The organism is Phytopseudomonas punonensis, assembly GCF_900142655.1.
GTDB lineage: Bacteria > Pseudomonadota > Gammaproteobacteria > Pseudomonadales > Pseudomonadaceae > Aquipseudomonas > Aquipseudomonas punonensis.
In genome coordinates this window covers 229,018-249,749 of the sequence record NZ_FRBQ01000003.1, presented here as the reverse complement: position 1 = coordinate 249,749, position 20,732 = coordinate 229,018, and the positions used below count along the sequence as shown (strand labels likewise).

The following is a 20,732-nucleotide window of genomic DNA, read 5'->3' as shown; positions in this document are numbered from 1 at the left end:
CGCGGGATGGAGCAGTCTGGTAGCTCGTCGGGCTCATAACCCGAAGGTCGTCGGTTCAAATCCGGCTCCCGCAACCACCTTCGAAACAAAAGCCCCGACAGTTCGCTGTCGGGGCTTTTGTTTATGGGCGCGAAAAAATCGACACTCGTTATGACGCTTCCCGCTGGTGGCCTAATCTTTCGAGGTGCCTGTCATAGACACCTTGAAGCGCTTCGCTCAAGCTCATACATTGTTTGATACAAAACGGAACTTGGATTCCGCCTTTCCATCTGAGCCGCACTGCCCAAGAGGTATCCGATGCGCGCCAGCTCCGACGCTACTGCTCCACCTTCCCTGCCCAAATCTCAACTCTTGCTCTGGCGCCAGCGCCTGGATCGATACCGCCAGCCATTGGGGCTGAGCGTCGCTCTGGCACTGTTCGTGATCGCCTTGCTCGCCTGCCGTCATCTGCTCAATGAGCTGGACCCAAGCGCGCTGCACGAATCTATCCTGGCTGTGCCCAAGGTCAATCTGTTCGGTGCTGTCGGCCTGACCATCGCAGGCTTTATCGCCCTGCTCGGCTATGAATGGTCGGCCAGCCGCTATGCGGCCGTCAGCCTTCCCGGCCGAACGCTGGCCACCGGCGGTTTCTGTGCGTTCGCCATCGGCAACGCCGTTGGTCTGTCGATGCTTTCGGGTGGCTCGATCCGCTATCGGCTGTATTCGCGGCATGGCATCGGCGGCGTCGAGATCGCTCGCATGACGGTATTCGCCAGCCTTTCGCTTGGTTGCGCCCTGCCGATACTCGCCTCGCTCGCCGCATTGGCTGACCCTGCCGATGCGGCCGCTGCACTGCGCCTGCCGCAACCGGCGCTGGTGACTATCAGCCTGGTCATATTGGCCATTGGCGCTGCGGTGCTGCTGAAGCTACACCGCGCCCGCCTCAAAGAGCGCCCTGCTCCGGACTGCGTGACCGTGCGTGTGAGCCGGCACCTGCTGCGTATGCCCGATGCAAAGCTGACGCTGCTGCAAGTACTAATCACGCTGATAGATGTCAGCGCCGCAGCCGGTGTGCTGTACCTGCTGCTGCCCGAGGCGCCGCCCTTCACCACGTTCCTGCTGGTTTACCTGATCGCTCTGGCAGCTGGCGTGCTCAGCCACGTGCCGGGCGGCGTCGGTGTGTTCGAGGCCATACTACTCGCCGCCTTTGCCAGTGAGCTGGGTGCAGCGCCTTTGGCTGCTGCGCTGCTGCTGTATCGCCTCATCTATATAGTGCTGCCGCTCTTGGTGGCCTGCCTGCTGTTGCTGGGCATGGAGCTGCGCCGCCTGATCAGTGCGCGCCAGGCCATTCGTGCTGCCAGCGGCCTGGCTGCGCCGATCCTCGCGTTGCTGGTGTTCATTTCCGGCATGGTGCTGCTGTTCTCCGGTGCTACTCCGAGCCTGGACGAACGCCTGGAGATCCTCGATTTCCTGATCCCCCATCGACTGATCGATGCCTCGCACTTTGGTGCCAGCCTGATCGGCCTACTATGCCTGCTGCTGGCCCAAGGCCTGCGCCGCCGCCTCTCGGCTGCCTGGGCGATGACCCTGGTGCTGCTTATCACTGGTGCGATTCTTTCGCTGCTAAAGGGCTTCGACTGGGAAGAAGCCCTACTGCTGAGCATCACCGCCGGCCTGCTCGCGCTGTTTCGCCCGTACTTCTACCGACCCAGCCGGCTGATGGAACTGCCCTTCTCGCCCTGGCATCTGGCGGCCAGCGCTTGCGTGCTCGGCGCCTCGATCTGGCTGCTGTTCTTCGCCTATCAGGACGTACCCTATGAAAACCAGCTGTGGTGGCAATTCGCGGTAAACGCCGATGCGCCACGCGGCTTGCGCGCGTCACTGGGCTGCGTGCTGCTACTGAGCGTGGTGTTTCTGGCCTGGTTGCTGCGCGCCGCACCACCGGCCATCACCTTGCCGAGCAACGAAGAGCTGGACCGCGCTGCACGCATCCTGAAGGCTTCCGGTCAGGCCGACGGCGGTCTCGCGCTAACGGGTGACAAGGCGCTGTTGGTGCATCCCGAAGGCGACGCTTTTCTGATGTACTCGCGCCGTGCGCGCAGCATGATCGCGCTGTTCGACCCGATCGGTACCGCGCAGCGTCGCGCCGAGCTGGTGTGGCAATTCCGCGACTTGTGCGACCGCCACCACACCCGCCCGGTGTTCTACCAGGTGCGGGCCGAGAACCTGCCGCTGTATATGGACATCGGCCTGACCGCCATCAAGCTTGGCGAAGAAGCGCGCGTCGACCTGAACCGCTTCGACCTGGAAAACACCGGCAAGGCCATGAAGGACTTGCGCTACACCTGGAACCGCGGCCAACGCGACGGGCTGCTGCTGGAGTTCTACGAGCCCGGCCAGGCGCCACTCGAAGAGCTGCGCGGTATCTCCGATGCATGGCTGGGTGGCAAGCAGATGCGTGAGAAAGGCTTCTCTCTGGGCCGCTTCGACCCGGCATACCTGCGCCACTTCCGCATCGTCGTCGCCCGGGTCGAGGGCCGCGCCGTGGCGTTCGCCAACCTGCTGGAAACCGACAGCCGCGACTTGGCAACGCTGGATCTGATGCGCGTGCTGCCAGATGCGCCGAAGCTGACCATGGAATTCCTCATGCTCGGCCTGATCCTGCACTTCAAGGCCGCCGGCTTCGCACGCTTCAGCCTCGGCATGGTGCCGCTCTCAGGCCTGCAACCGCGCCGTGGCGCGCCGCTGACGCAGCGCCTTGGTGCGCTGGTGTTCAAGCGCGGTGAGGCGTTCTACAACTTCCAGGGCCTGCGCCGCTTCAAGGATAAATTCCAGCCGGACTGGGAGCCCCGCTACATGGCCGTACCAGCCGGGCTCGACCCGCTGGTGGCACTGACCGACACCGCCGCGCTGATCGCCGGTGGCTTTACCGGACTGGTGAAACGCTGATGACCCGTACTGCCAAACGTCTGTTACCGATCCTTGCCCTGCTGCTGGCACTAGTTGCCGGCGGCCTTTACTGCTGGCTGCGCCCACCTGCCGCAGCGAGCCTGGCGCATCACCCGCTGGCTTCGGGCAGCGAACTGCTGGTGGCCACGCCTGGCGGCAAGGTGCACCGCCGTGTGCTGCTGGTGTTGCCGAATGATCAGCTGCTCGGTGACGAAGAACTGCTGGAACTGGCGCAGTCCAACCACGCCGTGGTCGGCCAGTTCCCGGCCTCGCAGCAGAGCTGTGAAGCGCAGACGCAGAACCTGCAAGAAGCCACCAAGCAAATAGGCGGGCCGCTGAACCTGCTGGCCGGCAGCGACAACGCCGCCATGCTCGCCTGGCGCTGGCTCGCCACGCAGAACGACGACAAGGCGCAGGCGATCTCGGTCGGCTTCTCGCTGGAGAAACCCGACTGCACAAGCCCTCCCCCGGCAACCAGTGCCCATGGTCACTGGCTGGCCGTGTGGAACGACAATCCGGATGACGCCACCGCCCTGTTCGTGCGCCAGCAGAAAAATGCCGAAACCCTGATCGGCGATTACGACACCGCGCCCAAAGCGCTGCTGATCGCCCAGGTGCGCCGTCTGCTGCAGGGAGCCAGCGACGATCTGCCAGTGGTCGAGGTGCCGTCCACGCCACCTGGCGATACCGTGAGCCTGTTCTACTCCGGCGACGGTGGCTGGCGCGACCTGGACAAAGCCGTAGCCGAGCAGATGGCCGAACGCGGCTACCCGGTGGTCGGCGTCGATACTCTGCGTTATTTCTGGCAGCGCAAGAGCCCGGACCAGGCCGCCAGTGACCTATCGGAAATGATGCACGAGTACCGCGAGAAGTGGCATGCAAAGCGTTTCGTGCTGATCGGCTATTCGTTCGGCGCCGACGTGATGCCAGCGCTCTACAACCGCCTGCCCGACAGCGACAAGAAGCAGGTCGATGCCGTGCTGCTGCTGGCCCTGGCGCGCAGCGGCGCATTCGAGATTCGGGTAGAAGGCTGGCTCGGCAAGGACGCCGACGAAGCGGCAACCGGTCCGGAGCTGATCAAGCTACCGGCCGCAAAAGTACTCTGCGTCTACGGCACCGAAGAAGCACCGGAAAGCGGTTGCACCCAACAGCAGACGGTGGGTGAGAAGCTGGAGCTGCCGGGCGGCCATCATTACGATGAAGACTACCCAGCACTGGCCGAGCGCCTGATCGCCGCGATCAAGAAGCGCCAACAGGTAGTTCAATAAACGTAGCGGCTGCCGGTGATACAACCGGCAGCCGCCTCGCGCAACTAGACCAAGAAGTAAAACGCCCCGCCAATCACTACGGCTTAATACAGCAGCATGGTCGGGCAGTAGCCCATGATGTCCCACGCGCCCAGCCCAGCGATTGCCGCCAATGGCGTATTGGCCGGTAGCGGGAATGTCCAGAACCAATGCAGCTGCAGGCGAATACGGCGAGAGAAATCAGCATCGCACAGGCACATCCTGTCGGCAGTGCTGGAAAAGTGCCTCGCACGCCGCTAGAATTGCGCACTTTTTGACCAGAGGCGCGCAAAGCGCCCGGCCCGTCTTAGCCCTGAGGTTCACCTGCATGACCACCACCGCCACCCCCAAAGTTGGGTTCGTTTCCCTTGGCTGTCCGAAAGCCCTGGTCGATTCCGAACGCATCCTGACCCAACTGCGCATGGAAGGTTATGAAGTGGTGCCGACCTATCAGGACGCCGACGTGGTGGTGGTCAACACCTGCGGCTTTATCGACAGCGCCAAGGCCGAGTCCCTGGAAGTGATCGGTGAAGCCATCAAGGAAAACGGCAAGGTCATCGTCACCGGCTGCATGGGCGTCGAAGAAGGCAGCATCCGTGACGTGCACCCCAGCGTGCTATCGGTCACCGGCCCGCAGCAGTACGAGCAGGTGGTCAACGCCGTACATGAAGTGGTGCCACCCCGTAAGGATCACAACCCGCTGATCGACTTGGTGCCGCCCCAGGGCATCAAGCTCACTCCGCGCCACTACGCCTACCTGAAGATTTCCGAAGGCTGCAACCACAGCTGCAGCTTCTGCATCATCCCGTCGATGCGCGGCAAACTGGTCAGCCGTCCGGTGGGCGACGTGCTGGGCGAGGCCGAGCGCTTGGTCAAGGCCGGGGTCAAGGAGCTGCTGGTGATCAGCCAGGACACCAGCGCCTACGGCGTCGACCTCAAATACAAGACCGACTTCTGGAACGGCCAGCCGGTCAAGACGCGCATGAAAGAGCTCTGCGAAGCACTCTCCAGCATGGGCGTGTGGGTGCGCCTGCACTACGTGTACCCGTACCCCAACGTCGATGACATCATCCCGCTGATGGCCGCCGGCAAGCTGCTGCCGTATCTGGACATCCCCTTCCAGCACGCCAGCCCGCGCGTCCTCAAGCTGATGAAGCGCCCGGCCTTCGAAGACCGCACCCTGGCGCGCATCAAGTCCTGGCGCGAACAGTGCCCGGACCTGACCATCCGCTCGACCTTTATCGTCGGCTTCCCCGGCGAAACCGAGGAAGACTTCCAGTACCTGCTCGACTGGCTGACCGAAGCCCAGCTCGACCGCGTCGGCTGCTTCCAGTACTCGCCGGTCGAAGGCGCGCCCGCCAACGACCTGGACGTCGACATCGTGCCCGATGACGTCAAACAGGATCGCTGGGACCGCTTCATGGCCCATCAACAGGCCATCAGCACCGCCCGCCTGCAACTGAAGATCGGCCGCGAAATGGACGTACTGATCGACGAAGTCGACGATCAGGGCGCCGTCGCCCGCTCCTGGGCCGACGCCCCGGAAATCGACGGCAGCGTATTTATCGAAGGCACCGACTTCCAGCCGGGCGACAAGGTGCGCGTGCGCATCGTCGATGCCGATGAGTACGATATGTGGGCTGAGCGGATTTAAGCCCCTCGCCTCAGCAAACGCCCACTGCGTCGCCTGACCCAGTGGGCGTTTTTGTATTGGCGCCGATGGACATGGATGGTACAGGCCGAGTAATGTCTTGCCAGCACCAACCAGGCGCTGACGGTCCATAGCCCGGTGCCGAAACGCCAAACGCTCAAAGCGGATCTGAGCTGTGAGAAAACACGGAATGTTGCCCGCCTCCCCCTTTCGCACCGCCAAGCGGCATGGCTTAGCTCCAAGCCCGACCGCCCTTTTCGTTTTGCTTATTACCTGCTGCCCAGCCCTGGCTGTTGCCGCCAAGCCGAATATGGCAGGCGATTACGTGGGCAAGGTCGAAAACGCCGGCAAGCTGGACAAGGTCGTCACCACCTTGCGCTGGAGCGGCAAAGAAACCCTTTCAGGCACCTATGTAATTACCGACCAGGATGGCGAAACCAAAGGCCGCTTGAGGGACTGCAAGCGCCTGCATAGCCAGCTTCTGAAATGCGTGTGGATAGACAAATACGGCTACGGCAATCTCGAACTCAACTTCGATGACCGCTTCACGGAGTTTTATGGCGAGTGGAGTTATTTTGGTGGTGGGGAGCGGTATGTGTGGGATGGTGCCAAGAGCCCTTGAGGTAGCCAGCGTAGCCTTGATTCTTTGTTAAAAATTTTAGACCGCGCCTTGAGTTGATGGGTCAAAAGCGTCTTCCATCCTCCTCGAGAAAGCTCCCTTAACCGGCCACAGTGGCATATATGATTTTTCAGATATCAGAAGATCACAAACACAGCGAAAAACGCAAAGCAATATTCGCCGCGCTATTGGTGATTGGCATAGTTGCAGGCGCGATCTGGATATTTACTACCAGCGAGAACCTCTATCCCAAAGCACTATCTGCAATCGTTGCTCTTTTGCTCGCCAGACATTTACCGGGCGCTTATAAAAATATAATAAATCATGACTTATCGTGTCCAACAGTAACCATCAGTATGCCTCAAATCAAAATCGAGATATCACACAAAGGCACCGTCATTAGCATACCGTTATCGGATGTAGAAAGTCTTAGGATTCAGAGTATTAAAGGAAAGATTAAATCTCTACTCCTAAACACTAAATCTTTCAGCGACCTACGGTTCGAAGGGTATGAAAATTTAGCAGCGATGGCTGAGCTTCTCAAGAAACACACGCCGACAGGGAAAGTTAAAATCGCCACATGGTATCACCGATAATAATTGCGTTAAAACCGTTCACCTTGTTTACCTGTGCAGGCGAAAGCCCACCCCTTAACCAAGCGTTAGGCTTACAAGAAAAGCCAATCCACTCAGACCTCAAGGAAGAAAATGAAATACATTATCCTCATGGTCGTCGCTTTTGGCGGCTACTACGCCTACAAAAACTATGCAGTAGAAAACATCACAGTGGACAGCTATCAGGCTCTACTCAAGGAAGTAGAGACAACAGAGGTAACTCTAGAAGAGGTGAAAGTTGGCTCAAACATGCTCGCCGACTTTTTCTGCAATGACGCCGGATTTCAAAAAAGCGGAGGCTCTAGCGTTACCGCCTGCATGAACAAACTCAATAACTACCGCGAAATCTGTGAGTCGCGCATCTTTGATAATGCACCCGCTCTCTTCACCACCAAAGAGCAAGTAAAAGCCACTGCCAAAAGCTATGCCGCCTGTACTGGCAGCACCGGTTAGCCTAACAAATGTTAAGCGATCTTAAATCCGCCAGATACTTTAAGAAGATGTACTCAAGCAAACTCAGATTGAGCCGTAGAGTTCTAAGAATGGAGCGGCGCGCAGCATTAATTCTCAGCACCTTCCTTAATAACCCAAGCCCCACGGAGCTTTCAGAACTAACCTCTGGATTGGAATGGCTGCTCACTTGGAAGCTGAAGACAGCTAGGACACCAGATTTTCTTTGGTGCGATGGCGTTGATGAAATTACTCTAAAAAGAACAGGAAAGTATAAATTTCAAATAACAGCAAAAGCATGGATAGGTCCTGAAGCCAATGTAGAAATCATCAGCAAGAAAAGTCTTACAGGAGCACTAGAGCTAAGACCCTCAGGAAAAGCATTCAAAAGCTACAATTTCAAACTGAACTACAACAGCCAAATGATCACACTAACAAAAAGATAGCAAACAGTTAAACCGTTCATCTCGCTCACAAAGATTAGCCGCAACCCTCTTTTAAACGAAAGCTATGCACATGACTGAATACACCACCACAATGACAATTCTTGCTCCTGAACTGTTAATCCTTGCTGCTGGATTTTCTTTATTTGGAATCGCAATACTGACAATCTCAAGAAGACAGCGCTCAGTCAGCGTTTTTTTAGCATCCGTACTCCTCATGTTTTGCGCAGCTATAAAAGTCATAAAATTCTTAATAATGGCATTTATCCCCATGCAATGCCCCAATGGTCAGTGCAATCCAACTGAACTCAACCAACAAATCCTAAACACCTCAACACTAGCAGAACCTTATTTATTTTTAGCCGCAGCCATTTGCATGGTCATTTATACCCACCCTAAACGCTATAAATAATATACAACCACATAACAATCACCTCAAGTCATCCACTTCGCTTTCCAATATGACTAAACCCATCCCCTTAACCAAATGCTAGAGACCTCTTATGAAATATACTGAACTGCTAAGCATCCCAATCCGCGTCCTTGGGATTTACATTTTCTATTCAGCCGCCCTTGTCATGATGCGCCAATATTTTTTGCTGACCCAAGCAGCGCCCACAAATAGCGAGGACTACCAAACTTACGCAATCATCGCCATACTTGAAGTAAGCCTCATACCAGTCACGGCCTTGGCACTGATTAAATTTCCATTGACAATTTCCAAACTTCTCACACCCACGAGCACTGAAGGTACATTAAATACAAACATCACAGCAGAACAACTACAATCAGCAGCACTTTGCATACTAGGCATTTACATCCTGTCCAAGAACATCTCCGACCTAATCTTCAATACTGCTGGCTCATTAGCTACATTGGGCAGCCTCCAGAATATCCTGGCAGAATCAGCGAGCTCCTGATAAACGAACTCATTACAGTCGTTGAAATAATCATCGGTATAGCGCTCTGCATAAAAGCAGACGGGATTAACCTTTTGATAAAGCGCATGAGAACCGCTGGAGTAGCCACCCCTTTTAAGTAGAGGTTCGAACCACTTATCTTGTTCGCTGGCTAAAGCCGGCCCTCAAACATCTAGTAGCCACTCGTGCGATACAGGATTTGCGGCCCGGTATTTCGCTCAGAGCGGGCGCATCCGGCGCCGCTTGGCTCCAGCGGTAGTCAAGTAGGGTGGACACTGCGAAGCTTGTCCGCCTCACTCAGCAATGGCCCCACCATTAAGACCTAACATCGCCTATGAAATACATCGTATTTATCAGTGAACAATGCTGCTCCGACGGCCTCTACACGGGGCCGGTCGCGCCGCACGATGCGGACTATTTCACCCGCGGCGTGATCCCTCATCTGCAGCCGCTGAGCGATGAGGAGTATCTCGACGGGCCCGCAGCGATACTGCAAACCGGTGCTCGCTACAGTTACCTACTCAGCGGTGAAGACCTCTACTGGTGCGTGGAGTGGCAACCGGGCCTCGTCGTGGTGAAGTTCTCGCCCGATGCCAGCATGGCCTGGACAGCGTTGCGCTCGCCGGTGCCCAATTTCGGCGGCCGTGTTGCCCTGGAAGTGGATACGCTCCAATACGATGAAGACGAAGAGAACCATCAATACAATCTGGTTTTCAGAAGCTGGGACGCGCAGTTCGACGAGGATCATAGAGCCTGGGGCGCCTTTGAACCCGCATCGCCTAGCGAAGAAGCTGCGTTCAACGCAGCCATAAAGCACGCGAACATGTTGTCGAAACAGGATCAATGCAATGACGAGAAACATCGTGATCGCCTGATGAGTTTCACTGCCCGCTGTGGCGAAGGCATCCGGGTAAAGTGTTAGTGCCATGCTAAAGCGCTCCAAGCAAGCACCGTGCGGACATGCCGGCGAACCGACAAGCAGCCCTTCTAATACCGGCCGGAAAGATCCCCGGGCGTTGGGAGCATGCCTGACCTACAACCTATTCAACTTGGCTGCACTTTCTCTATTCTTCAGAGAAGCGCTGATCATCCGCGGCGACGGCCCCGGCGGTTTTGGTGAGTTGATTCTCAAGTTACTTATGTCGCAAATGGCGCTTGCGCTGCTGACGTTGGGGTTGATCACCTCCTTCAAGGTATACCGCGCCGATAAGTGTGGTTGGCGGTCGATCACGGCCTGTGTCATGGCAACCTCTATCCTGCTGGGCTTCTCCGCAATCGCGGTCATGGAAGCCTGCATGGATGATCGCGGGCATTGTCGAAACTGGCACTGGTATAGCGAGCCCTGACGGGTAAACAGTCGACAACCCGGTAGCGCTGCCCTCTGCGCTGCCTCGAGTTCCCCCGCCAAGCGACCGCGCTGTCTTACTTTGTCCAACCTTTGCGCTCATGGATGCATACGATTCGCGCCTGCAAACGATTCGTAAGGACTATTCCATGCACGCGCCCTTCCCTCGCCGCCCTGTCGGCACGCTGATTCGCCTGGCGACGCTCTGTCTGGCCACTGGGAGCACTCTTGCCCATGCAGAGCCCCTTGAACTGGACGAGATGGTGGTGACCGCCTCCGGCTTCGCCCAAAACCTGGAAGACGCGCCAGCCTCGGTCACCGTGATCACGGGTGACGACCTGCGCAAGCGCTCGGTGCAGAACCTGGCCGATGCCGTGCGTGATGTGGAAGGCGTGGTGGTCAACGGGGGTGCCAACGAGACCGACATCCAGATCCGCGGCATGCCGGGTGACTACATGTTGATTCTGGTCGATGGCAAACGCCAGAGCGGGCGCGATTCGCGGGTCAATGGCAACCGTGGTTACGAGCAGAGCTTCGTACCGCCAGCTGCGGCCATCGAACGTATCGAGGTGGTGCGCGGGCCGATGTCTTCGCTGTACGGCTCCGATGCCATCGGCGGGGTGATCAACATCATCACCCGCAAGGTGTCGCCCGAGTGGGGCGGCAATGTGTCCTACGACTATTCGGCGCGCCCGAACAGCGACCAGGGCAATGCCCGCAACACCCAGTTCTATCTCAATGGCCCGCTGGTCAACGAGGTGCTGGGCCTGCAGGTGTGGGGCAACTACCTCGACCGCCAGGCCGATGACGACGTTGAAGCCAATGAAGGTTTCGCCAGGTCCGACAATAAGAGCCTGACCGCGCGCCTGGCCCTAACGCCGACCGAGAACCACGACTTCCTGCTCGAAGCGGGCGCCTCACGCCTGAAGAACGGCGATGGGCTGAGCGCCAACTGGTCGACCCGGGAGCAGAAGAACAACCGCGATCACTGGTCGCTGACCCACGAGGGTCGCTGGGGCTGGGCCGACTCGACACTCTCGTTCGCCGAGGAAACCACCAGCCGCGAAGGCAAGGCCACGCCGGCCCAGGCCGATGTGTTCGGGCGCAAGCCGGAGATCCGCAACCGCGTGCTGGACGGCAAACTGGTGATCCCGACCGACCACCACGTCACCACCGCCGGCGTGCAGTGGAACGAAGCCACCTTGACCGACTGGAACCAAGCCAACCGCGGCACCGCTCGCGAGCGCAAGAACGAGGAATACTCGGTAGTGCAGAAAGCCCTGTTCGCCGAAGACGAATGGTCGATCACCGACGATTTCGCCCTGACCACCGGCGTGCGCCTGGACCACCACGAGCAGTACGGCAGCCACGTTAACCCTCGTGTCTATGGCGTATGGCACCTGACCAACGAATGGACGCTGAAAGGCGGCGTGGCCCGCGGCTTCAAGGCGCCGGAACTGCGCGCGGTGATCGACGATTACGCGGTGGTGCGCCGCAACCGCTTCGTGCAATTCGGTAACTCGAATCTCAAGCCCGAGAGCAGCACCAACTATGAGCTGAGTGCGATGTGGTCGAACCGTGACGACCTGTCGGCCGGCGCTACGCTGTTCTACAACGATTTCAAGGACAAGCTCTCCACCGTCACCACCACCGAACAGTGGCAGGGCCTGACCGTGATGGAGCGGGTCAACGTGGACCAGGCAGTGATCCGTGGCCTGGAGCTGAGCGGTAGCTGGCAAGCGCTCAGCAATGTGGCGATAAAGGGTAACTTCACCTACCTGGATTCCGAGCAGAAGAGCGGCGTCGAAAAAGGCCGGCCCCTGTCGCTGATCCCCAAGCGCAAAGCGAGCCTGCGTGCCGACTGGGACATCAGTGACCGGGCCCTAGCCTGGGCCGCGACCAACTACAGCGGCGAAGAGTATGGCGCCACGCTGACCGGCCAATCGTCCCGCGCCTACACCACTGCCGACATCGGGGGTTCGTACAAGCTTACCGAGTCGCTGACGCTCAATTCGGCGATCTACAACATGGGCAACAAGCGCCTGAATGACGAGGACGACGGCACGGTCAATTACGGCCGCACCTATTGGCTCGGTGCGTCGCTGGACTTCTGATGACCTGATCGTGGGAACGATCACAAGGGGAGCTAGGATGTTGGGGGAGCGCGCCGTGCACGCGAATCGCGGGCGTGGACTGGGCGCCCCCGCCCGCTCCCACAGGGTATCGCCGAACCGCTGCCACCGCTTTGTAACTTTCCAGATGAGTAGGCCGGGCGGCGATCCGCTTCAGCCCGGCAACCGTTACGGCCCCACGACCGCTGTCGCCTCCGGCGCGTCTTGCCTGCTCATCTCATCGGCTTGCCGGCCCAGGTACCAGCCAAGCGCCCCCCAGAGCAACGCACATCCCGCCCCAACCAGCGCCACCAGCACCGCGCCCTGGCCAAGCAGATCCAGAAAGCTCTTCACCCAGCCGCTGAGCGCATCGCCGGCGCGGTAGACCACGGTGTCGATAAAGTTCTTCGCCTTGTATTTGCTTTCCGCGTCCAGCGGGGCGAAGAGCATTTCCCGGCCAGGCCGCACGAAGGCGTATTCGCCGATGCGCCGCACGATCATCAACGCGGCGAGCATGGCGAAGGTCGGCGCCAGGGCGAGGCCGATAAAGCCCACGCCGACCAGCAGCGGCACGATGGCCAGCAGCACCCGCACGCCCAGTTTCTGGGCGATACGCCCGGTGATGAACAGCTGCGACAGCAAGGCGCCGGCCTGCACGATCACGTCAATGATGCCGAACACGCGGATCTGCGCATCGCGGTCCGGGAAGCGTTCAGCCACCAGGCGCGCCTGTTCGAAGTACAGAAAGGTGGTCACCGTGGCGAGCAGCACCACGAAGGCGGCGATGGCCAGTAAGTAAGACGACTGCAGCACCCGCGTCAGGCCGCTGAACGGGTTGCCGGCCACCGGCTTGCGCGAGATCTCGGCTTTCACGGCGCCGGGGCGCCCCGCGCCGCCGACTTCTCGCCAACGCATCAGTGGCGCCTTGAGGGCCAAGGCGATGCCCAGCAGTACGCCGGCCAGCAGCACCAGGCCGCTTTCACCGACCAAACCGACCAATAACGCGCTCATGGCAGGCCCGACCAGGCCGCCGACGCTGGCACCGGCGGCGATAAAGGCGAACAGTCGCTTGGCCTGCTGGCTGTCGAACACGTCGGCCATCAGGCTCCAGGCCACCGACACCACGAACAGGTTGTAGACCGAGATCCACACGTAGAACGTCCGCGCCAGCCAGACGTTCTCTTCGCTCATCTGAAACAGCACCGCGAAGGCCAGCAGGTTCAGGCAGAAGAAGCCGTACACCCAGCTGACGAAGTGAATGCGCGGTACCCGTGAGCTGAGCCAGGCGAACAGCGGCACGGCCACCAGCATCACCACGAAGGTGGCGGTGAACAGCCATTGCAGGTTCTCGACCCCGGCCATGATGCCCATCGACTCGCGGATGGGCCGCAGCATGAAATAGCCGGAGAACAGGCAGAAGAACAGCGCGAAGCCGGCCAGTGCCGGCCCCAGCTCGTGGCGCTCGGCGTTGATGGCGGCGCCAAGGCGCCGCACCAGAATTGTGGAAAACATGATGGGCGCTCCTGGCGGTTGGTCAGCGGTAGGTCACGCCGGTCAGTTTCTCGGCGATCGTCCACAGGCGTGCAGCGGCCTCGGCGTCCTGAGCGACTGCAGGCACCGTAGCGAGGCCCAGCGGCCCGCGCTTTTCTTCCTCGCCGGTCGGGCCGTAATAGGCGCCGCCCTGGGCCTGATGCGCGGTGGCGGCATACAGCGTCGGCAGTGCGCCCTGGGCAGCGGAGTGGTACTCGTCACGATCCTTGGCCCAGTTGCGGCCAAACTCGCTGTCCAGCCCCGGCCCACGGGCGATCAGCTCGGTCACGGCCACGCCTGGGTGCGCGGCGATGCTCTGGATGCCCCAGCCCTGCTGCTCACTGCGGCGCTGCAGCTCGAAGGCGAACATCAGCGTTGCCAGCTTGGACTGCGCATAGGAGGCGTAGGGGTTGTAGGCCCGCTCGGACTGCAGGTCATCGAAGTCGATGTTGCCACGCAACACCGCGATGCTCGACAGGGTGACCACCCGTGGCGCAGTGCTTTTGCGCAGCAGCGGCAGCACGTGGCCGGTCAGCGCGAAATGGCCCACGTAATTGGTGGCCAGCTGCAGCTCATGACCATCGGCCGAGGTTCGGCGCTCCGGCGGCGCCATGACTGCGGCGTTGTTGATCAGCCCATCGAGGCGCGGCAGCTTGGCATTGAGGCGCTCGCCGAGCGCTTTCACCGAAGCCAGATCGGCCAGGTCGACCTCCTCGAACTGCACCTGGGCACCGCGGATTTCCTCCTTGATGCGCGCCATGGCCTCCCTGCCACGCTGCGGATTGCGAGCGGCGATCACCACTTCGGCGCCGGCGGCGGCCAGGGCCTTGGCGTCTTCGAAGCCCATGCCGCTGGTGCCGCCAGTGACCAGAAAGATGCGCCCGCTCTGCGACGGCATGTCAGCCAGGCTCCAGTCCGGCTTGGGTACGGTTTGCTCAGCGGAAGCCGTGCCCGCCTCGAGGGCGAAGCCCAGGGTCAGGCTGAGGGTCGCCAGCCATTTGCGCCAGACGGCGCCGGGGCTGGCCAGGGTGTCGGTTGATACGGTGGTAGTTGTCATTGTTCGGTCCTCTCGTCGGTGGAGTCCGACGGATCGCGACAGCGCGGCCCGTCAACGCGATTCATTGTTCAACGGGCAGCACGCCACGATAAGCCGTATAAAACTGGACGCTGTGTACGCTCAGCCGTACGATCAGAGCATCCCGTTCGAGAGTCATCGCCATGCGCCAGCCCAACCTGACGGATGTCGCTCTGTTCGCCGCCGTGGTCGAAGCCGGCGGCTTTCGGGTAGCCGCGCAGAGACGCGGCATGCCGGCCTCGTCGATCAGCGATTGCGTACGCCGCCTGGAAAGCGATCTCGGCGTGCGCCTGCTCAACCGCACCACCCGCAGCGTGTACCCCACCGAAGTGGGCGCGCGCCTGCTGGAGCGGCTGCGCCCGGCCCTCGATGAAATCGACGCGGCCTTCAGCGACCTCGACGATGAAGCCAAGCAGCCGGTCGGCACCCTGCGCCTCAACGTGCCGGTGCCCATCGCCCGCTTCGTGCTGCCGCGCCTGATTCCCGCTTTTCTCGAACGCTACCCCGGCGTTAGCGTGGAAGTGGCCATGGACAACACCTTTATCGACGTGGTCGCTTCCGGCTTTGATGCCGGCGTGCGCTACGAGGAAAGCCTGGCCAAGGACATGATCGCCGTGCCCATCGGGCCACGCCGGCAGCGCTTCGTGGCCGGCGCAGCACCAGGCTACCTGCAGCGCCACGGTACGCCGCAGCACCCACGCGAACTGCTCGAACACCGCCTGATCGGCCACCGTTTCGAGAGCGGCAAGCTGGGCGTCTGGGAGCTGGAGAAGGATGGCGAGATCGTCCGCGTGCCGCCCCAGGGGCCGCTTTTGTCCTCCTCCCAGGATCTGGAAGTGGGCGCCGCCGTGGCGGGTGTCGGAATCATCTACACCTTCGAGGAATACCTCGGCCCGCTGTTCGAACAGGGCACGCTGGTGCCGGTGCTGCCGGACTGGTGGCAAGGCTTCGACGGCCCGTACCTGTACTACAACGACCGTCGCCACGTGCCCTCGCCGCTGCGCGCTTTCGTGGATTTTCTCAAGGCCGAGAATGGGAGCTGAGCCGCGCCGCTGGGCTGCGGTATCGCCACACCGACAGCTCGGCTTATCATGCCGGCCATGATCAAAGACCCGTTCCAACGCCTGAACCTCGACCGTGAGGTGCTCAGCGTCAGCCAGCTCAACAACCGCGCTCGCCTGCTGCTCGAAGATGTCTTCGGCGGCATCTGGGTGGAGGGCGAGATTTCCAACCTCGCGCGCCCGGCCTCCGGCCACATCTACTTCACCCTGAAGGACAGCCAGGCCCAGGTGCGCTGCGCGCTGTTCCGGCAGAACGCGGCCAAGGTACGCCAGGCACTGCGCGATGGCCTGGCGGTCAAGGTGCGCGGCAAGGTCTCGCTGTTCGAGGGCCGTGGCGACTATCAGCTGATTCTCGACTCCGTGGAGCCAGCCGGCGACGGTGCCCTGCGCCTGGCATTCGAGGCGTTGAAGGAAAAGCTCAGCGCTGAAGGCCTGTTCGCGGCCGAACGTAAGCGCCCGCTGCCCGCTCATCCACGGCGGATCGGCATTATCAGCTCGCCAACCGGCGCGGTGATTCGCGACATCATCAGCGTGTTCCGCCGCCGTGCGCCGCAGGTCGAGCTAAGCCTGATTCCCACCGCCGTGCAGGGCCGCGAGGCGACCGCGCAGATCGTTCGCGCCTTGAAACTGGCCGATGCCCAGGGTTTCGATGCGTTGATCCTGGCCCGCGGCGGTGGCTCCCTGGAAGATCTCTGGTGCTTCAACGAAGAGGCCGTGGCCCGCGCAGTGGCGGCCTGCGTAACGCCCATCGTCAGCGCGGTCGGCCATGAAACCGATGTGTCGATCAGCGATTTCGTCGCTGACGTGCGCGCCCCCACGCCATCGGCTGCCGCCGAGCTGTTGGCGCCTTCCAGCAACGACCTGACCCAGCGTGTCAGCGTGCTGCAACGACGCCTGACCCTGGCGATGAACAGCCGCCTGGCCCGTGAACGCATGCGCCTCGACGGCCTGACCCGGCGCATGCGCCACCCCGGCGAACGGCTGCGCCAGCAGGCCCAGCGCCTCGATGATCTGGACATGCGCCTGCGCCGCGCCTTCGCCCAGCGGCTCAATCAGCGCAGCCACAAACTGGCGCAACTCGAAGCCCGCCTGGCCGGTCAACACCCTGGGCGCCATCTCAAGTTGCTACGCCAGCGTCTAGACAGCCTGGCCGAACGCCTGCCACGGGCAATGAAAGAAGGACTGAAAGCACGCCGCCTACTGTTGCAAAGCCAGATGCAGACGCTGCACGTGGTCAGCCCGCTGGCAACGCTGGGGCGCGGTTACAGCATTCTGCTAGACGACCGTGGCCGGGCGATTCGTAGCGCTGCCGCCACCCAGCCAGGGCAACGCCTCAAGGCGCGCCTGGGTGAAGGCGAACTGGAGGTGCGCGTCGAAGACAATCACCTCGCGCCCGTCACGTTGTCGTTGCTGGATTGATAAGGAAACTCCATGCGTTCACTGATACTGCTGCTCACCCTGTGCCTCGCCCTGCCCGCCCACGCCGAAGGCTTTATCAGCCGCCTGCTGAACAAGCCGGTGCCCGGCGGCGTGGCAGTGGTCGACCTGGGCAGTGGCGCCAGCGCGCCGAGCGCCACCTATCAGGGCAAACCGGTGCTGGTGGTTAAAGAGGACGGGCAGCGCTGGATCGCCATCGTCGGCATTCCGCTCACCGTCAAACCAGGCACCCAGCAGATCGAATCCGCCGGCCAGCGCCTGAGCTTCCAGGTGGGAAGCAAGAAATACGTCGAGCAGCGCATCACCATCAAGAACCAGCAGCAGGTCAACCCGAACGCCAAGAACCTTGCGCGCATCGAAAAGGAGCTGGCCGAGCAGACCCGCGCCTACCAGCAATTCAGCCCAGGCCAGCCGAGCAACCTGCTGTTCGACAAGCCGGTCAACGGCCCGCTGTCGAGCCCCTTCGGCCTGCGCCGCTTCTTCAATGGCGAAGAGCGCAACCCGCACTCCGGCCTGGATTTCGCCGCCAACCGCGGCACGCCGATCAAGGCGCCGGCGGCCGGCACGGTGATCCTGGTCGGCGACTACTTCTTCAATGGCAAGACGGTGTTCGTCGATCACGGCCAGGGGCTGATCAGCATGTTCTGCCACCTTTCGGAGATCGGCGTGAAGGTCGGCGACGAGCTGCCCCGCGGCGGCGTGCTCGGCAAGGTCGGCGCCACCGGCCGCGCGACCGGCCCGCACCTGCACTGGAACGTCAGCCTCAACGATGCGCGGGTCGACCCGGCGATCTTCATTGGCGCGTTCAAGCCTTGAGGCTAAGAACCTGTTCAAAGTCTGCTGCGCGTCGGCACTGCAGCGTTAAAAACAGGCTCGGACTGCTCATTTACAGCTCGTAAACTCCGCGTCCTCGCCTGTTTTTGCGGGGCCGCCTAGGCCTTGCATTGCTCTAGCTCGCGAGACTTTGAACAGACTCTAAGGAGCTAGGCGGCGTCCCCGTTCGCGTCTACGCTGAGCGGCAGTCGCCCGACCTTCCCGAGGAGCCCTGATGATCACCGTCCACCACCTGAACAACTCGCGCTCGCAGCGCATCCTCTGGCTGCTCGAAGAGCTGGGCGTCGAGTACCAGATCAAGCGCTACGAGCGTGACCCACAAACCCTGCTTGCTCCGCCCGAGCTGCGCGCCGTGCACCCGCTGGGCAAGTCGCCGGTGGTCACCGACGGCGAGCTGACCCTGGCCGAGTCCGGCGCCATCATCGACTACCTCGCCAACCGCTACGGCCCGCACCTGCTGCCCGCGGCCGAAAGCCCCGAACGCCTGCGCTGCAATTACTGGCTGCACTACGCCGAAGGCTCGGCCATGTCGCCGCTGCTGCTCAAGCTGGTGTTCGACAAGGTGGAAAGCAGCCCGATGCCCTTCTTCATTAAACCCATCGCCCGCGGCATCGCCCAGAAGGTCAAGAACGCCTTCGTCGCTCCGCAACTCAAGCTGCACCTGGACTATCTCGAAGGCGAGCTGGGAGAGAGCACCTGGTTCGCCGGCGAGCAGTTCAGCGCAGCCGATATCCAGATGAGCTTCCCCCTGGAAGCCGCTGCCGCGCGTGCCGGCCTGGACGCCAGTCGCCCGCGCCTGATGGCCTTTCTCGAACGCATCCACGCCCGACCCGCCTACCGGCGCGCCCTGGAAAAAGGCGGCGAGTACGCCTACGCCAAGTGAGGCGCTGATCGGCGCGCGGCAACACGTGCCGATCTGCCATGACCATCACCGTGGAGCCCAGCCGCATCCTCGCTCGAAACGTGCCCCTCAGCTAAGCCAATAGTTACCGAAGATGCGCAGATGCCCGTCGGCAATCCGGGTTTGCTAAGGTACGCGCCCCATCGCTCGGCGCGCCAGCGATGGGGGTCATGAATCGAGCGAGAGACGCGATGAAAGAACAGTACCAGGCCACCCTCGCGTGGCTGCAGCAATACCCCGAACTGCATACCCTGATCAGCCTGTGCCTGCTGCTGCTCGGCGCCTGGATCGCCAACTGGGTGGTCAAGCGCATTCTGGTGCGCGGTCTGTATCGCGCGCTGCGTTCGACCAGCATCGGCCAGGACAAGGTACTGGGCGACTCCCATGTGGTGCGCCGCCTGGCCAACATCGTGCCGGCGCTGATCCTCACCAGTGGCATCAAGGTGATTCCGCATTTGCCCGAAGCCGTGGTGACGGTGGTGCAGAACGTTTGCAGCGCGTTCATCATCCTCACCATCGCCCTGGCCATCGGTGGCGTGCTGAACCTAATCAACATGCTCTACCAGCGCCGCCCGAACGCGCACCTGAAGCCCATCAAGGGTTATATCCAGGTGGTGACCATCGTCATCTACGCCATCGCGGCGATCCTAATGGTTGCTGCGCTGATCGACCGCTCGCCGCTGATCCTGCTCTCCGGTCTCGGCGCCATGGCCGCGGTGCTGATGCTGATTTTCCAGGACACCCTGCTGTCGCTAGTGGCCAGCGTGCAGATTTCCTCCAGCGACATCATCCGCGTCGGCGACTGGATCGAGATGCCCCAGCTCAACGCCGACGGCGACGTGATCGATATCGCCCTGCACACGGTCAAGGTGCAGAATTTCGACAAGACCATCACCACCATCCCGACCAAGCGCTTTATCAGCGACCCCTTCAAGAACTGGCGCGGCATGCAGGAATCCGGCGGGCGGCGCATCAAACGCTGCCTGTACCTGGACCAGACCAGCGTGCGCTTTCTCAGCCCGGACGAGATCGCCCGCCTGCAACGCTTCCTGCTGCTCGGCCAGTACCTGAGCAGCAAGCAGAGCGAGTTGATGAGCTGGAACACAGAACTGGCCGATGCAGCCCAGGAACCGGCCAATACCCGACGGGTGACCAACATCGGCACCTTCCGCGCCTACGTCGAGCTGTACCTGCGCCAGCACCGCGGCATCAACCAGAACATGACCCTTTTGGTGCGCCAGCTGCAGCCCACCGCCGATGGGCTGCCGCTGGAGCTGTACTGCTTCACCAACACCGTGGCATGGGCAGCTTACGAGGGGTATCAGTCGGACATCTTTGACCACCTGCTGGCGATCCTCCCAGAGTTCGGCCTGCGGGTATTCCAGCACCCGAGCGGGGCGGACATGCGCGAGTTGCGCCCCAACGTGCACGCACCAGCGCAATCAGTAGGCGCCGCGCAACCAAAAAGCTAAAAATTCAATTAAGCAGCAATAAAAAACCACCAAAGCACAAGCCTTGGTGGTTTTC

Annotated in this window: 20 protein-coding genes and 1 tRNA gene; 18 read left to right on the top strand and 3 right to left on the bottom strand. The window is 61.1% G+C overall.

The annotated features are described in order from the left end of the window. The 3 genes from BUC40_RS11180 (at position 1) to BUC40_RS11170 (ending at position 4,196) form a co-directional block, all read left to right on the top strand. A tRNA-Met gene (locus BUC40_RS11180) sits at positions 1-77 on the top strand. 220 nt (positions 78-297) lie between these two features. After that, entirely contained in the window at positions 298-2,928 is a 2,631-nt protein-coding gene (mprF, locus tag BUC40_RS11175) for a bifunctional lysylphosphatidylglycerol flippase/synthetase MprF (protein ID WP_073265626.1), read from the top strand. Beyond that, positions 2,928-4,196 (top strand): virulence factor family protein, encoded by a 1,269-nt coding sequence (locus BUC40_RS11170; RefSeq protein WP_073265624.1) that lies wholly within the window; start codon positions 2,928-2,930, stop codon positions 4,194-4,196. The genes mprF and BUC40_RS11170 overlap by 1 nt, the downstream gene beginning before the upstream one ends. An 83-nt stretch (positions 4,197-4,279) precedes the next feature. On the opposite strand, the gene BUC40_RS22880 is transcribed toward BUC40_RS11170, so the two are convergent. Next, positions 4,280-4,435, bottom strand: a complete 156-nt coding sequence (locus tag BUC40_RS22880; protein WP_167369149.1) for a hypothetical protein — start codon at positions 4,433-4,435, stop codon at positions 4,280-4,282. 107 nt (positions 4,436-4,542) lie between these two features. Here BUC40_RS22880 and rimO point away from each other — a divergent pair, with 107 nt between their 5' ends. The 10 genes from rimO to BUC40_RS11135 all read left to right on the top strand — a co-directional run bounded on the left by rimO (position 4,543) and on the right by BUC40_RS11135 (position 12,370). Next, entirely contained in the window at positions 4,543-5,868 is a 1,326-nt protein-coding gene (gene rimO / locus BUC40_RS11165) for a 30S ribosomal protein S12 methylthiotransferase RimO (RefSeq protein ID WP_073265622.1), read from the top strand. Positions 5,869-6,055: 187 nt separating this feature from the next. Continuing rightward, entirely contained in the window at positions 6,056-6,487 is a 432-nt protein-coding gene (locus BUC40_RS11160; protein WP_139272168.1) for a hypothetical protein, read from the top strand. Positions 6,488-6,606: 119 nt separating this feature from the next. Continuing rightward, positions 6,607-7,080 carry a hypothetical protein gene (locus BUC40_RS22705; protein WP_139272167.1) on the top strand — a complete coding sequence of 158 codons (474 nt, stop codon included), beginning with the start codon at positions 6,607-6,609 and terminating at the stop codon, positions 7,078-7,080. 111 nt (positions 7,081-7,191) lie between these two features. Next, the gene (locus BUC40_RS11155; protein ID WP_073265618.1) at positions 7,192-7,551 is read left to right on the top strand and encodes a hypothetical protein; all 360 of its coding nucleotides are present in this window, start codon (positions 7,192-7,194) and stop codon (positions 7,549-7,551) included. 89 nt (positions 7,552-7,640) lie between these two features. Next, the gene (locus BUC40_RS22700; RefSeq protein ID WP_139272166.1) at positions 7,641-7,994 is read left to right on the top strand and encodes a hypothetical protein; all 354 of its coding nucleotides are present in this window, start codon (positions 7,641-7,643) and stop codon (positions 7,992-7,994) included. A gap of 70 nt (positions 7,995-8,064) precedes the next feature. After that, the gene (locus tag BUC40_RS22695) at positions 8,065-8,403 is read left to right on the top strand and encodes a hypothetical protein (protein ID WP_139272165.1); all 339 of its coding nucleotides are present in this window, start codon (positions 8,065-8,067) and stop codon (positions 8,401-8,403) included. A 91-nt stretch (positions 8,404-8,494) separates the two neighbouring features. Then, a complete protein-coding gene (locus tag BUC40_RS11150) occupies positions 8,495-8,911 on the top strand; it encodes a hypothetical protein (RefSeq protein WP_073265616.1) in 417 nt (138 codons plus the stop codon). Between the two features lie 334 nt (positions 8,912-9,245). Continuing rightward, positions 9,246-9,833 carry a hypothetical protein gene (locus BUC40_RS11145; RefSeq protein WP_073265614.1) on the top strand — a complete coding sequence of 196 codons (588 nt, stop codon included), beginning with the start codon at positions 9,246-9,248 and terminating at the stop codon, positions 9,831-9,833. 4 nt (positions 9,834-9,837) lie between these two features. Then, positions 9,838-10,257 (top strand): hypothetical protein, encoded by a 420-nt coding sequence (locus tag BUC40_RS11140; protein WP_139272164.1) that lies wholly within the window; start codon positions 9,838-9,840, stop codon positions 10,255-10,257. Positions 10,258-10,405: 148 nt separating this feature from the next. After that, a complete protein-coding gene (locus tag BUC40_RS11135; protein ID WP_073265610.1) occupies positions 10,406-12,370 on the top strand; it encodes a TonB-dependent receptor domain-containing protein in 1,965 nt (654 codons plus the stop codon). Between the two features lie 186 nt (positions 12,371-12,556). Here BUC40_RS11135 and BUC40_RS11130 read toward each other — a convergent pair whose 3' ends face one another. Both BUC40_RS11130 and BUC40_RS11125 read right to left on the bottom strand, forming a co-directional pair. Continuing rightward, positions 12,557-13,879, bottom strand: a complete 1,323-nt coding sequence (locus BUC40_RS11130) for an NTP/NDP exchange transporter (protein ID WP_073265608.1) — start codon at positions 13,877-13,879, stop codon at positions 12,557-12,559. Between the two features lie 22 nt (positions 13,880-13,901). Beyond that, positions 13,902-14,954, bottom strand: a complete 1,053-nt coding sequence (locus BUC40_RS11125; RefSeq protein WP_139272163.1) for an SDR family oxidoreductase — start codon at positions 14,952-14,954, stop codon at positions 13,902-13,904. Between the two features lie 161 nt (positions 14,955-15,115). Here BUC40_RS11125 and BUC40_RS11120 point away from each other — a divergent pair, with 161 nt between their 5' ends. The 5 genes from BUC40_RS11120 to BUC40_RS11100 all read left to right on the top strand — a co-directional run bounded on the left by BUC40_RS11120 (position 15,116) and on the right by BUC40_RS11100 (position 20,677). Next, entirely contained in the window at positions 15,116-16,015 is a 900-nt protein-coding gene (locus BUC40_RS11120; protein ID WP_073265606.1) for a LysR family transcriptional regulator, read from the top strand. 57 nt (positions 16,016-16,072) lie between these two features. Further along, a complete protein-coding gene (gene xseA, locus BUC40_RS11115) occupies positions 16,073-17,452 on the top strand; it encodes an exodeoxyribonuclease VII large subunit (RefSeq protein ID WP_073266214.1) in 1,380 nt (459 codons plus the stop codon). A gap of 12 nt (positions 17,453-17,464) precedes the next feature. Then, positions 17,465-18,286, top strand: coding sequence for a M23 family metallopeptidase (locus BUC40_RS11110; RefSeq protein WP_073265604.1), 822 nt, complete (start codon positions 17,465-17,467; stop codon positions 18,284-18,286). A gap of 232 nt (positions 18,287-18,518) precedes the next feature. Beyond that, the gene (locus BUC40_RS11105) at positions 18,519-19,187 is read left to right on the top strand and encodes a glutathione S-transferase (protein ID WP_073265602.1); all 669 of its coding nucleotides are present in this window, start codon (positions 18,519-18,521) and stop codon (positions 19,185-19,187) included. Between the two features lie 209 nt (positions 19,188-19,396). After that, positions 19,397-20,677: a mechanosensitive ion channel family protein gene (locus BUC40_RS11100; RefSeq protein WP_073265600.1), complete on the top strand. Its 1,281-nt coding sequence runs from the start codon at positions 19,397-19,399 to the stop codon at positions 20,675-20,677. The last annotated feature ends 55 nt before the right edge of the window (positions 20,678-20,732 follow it).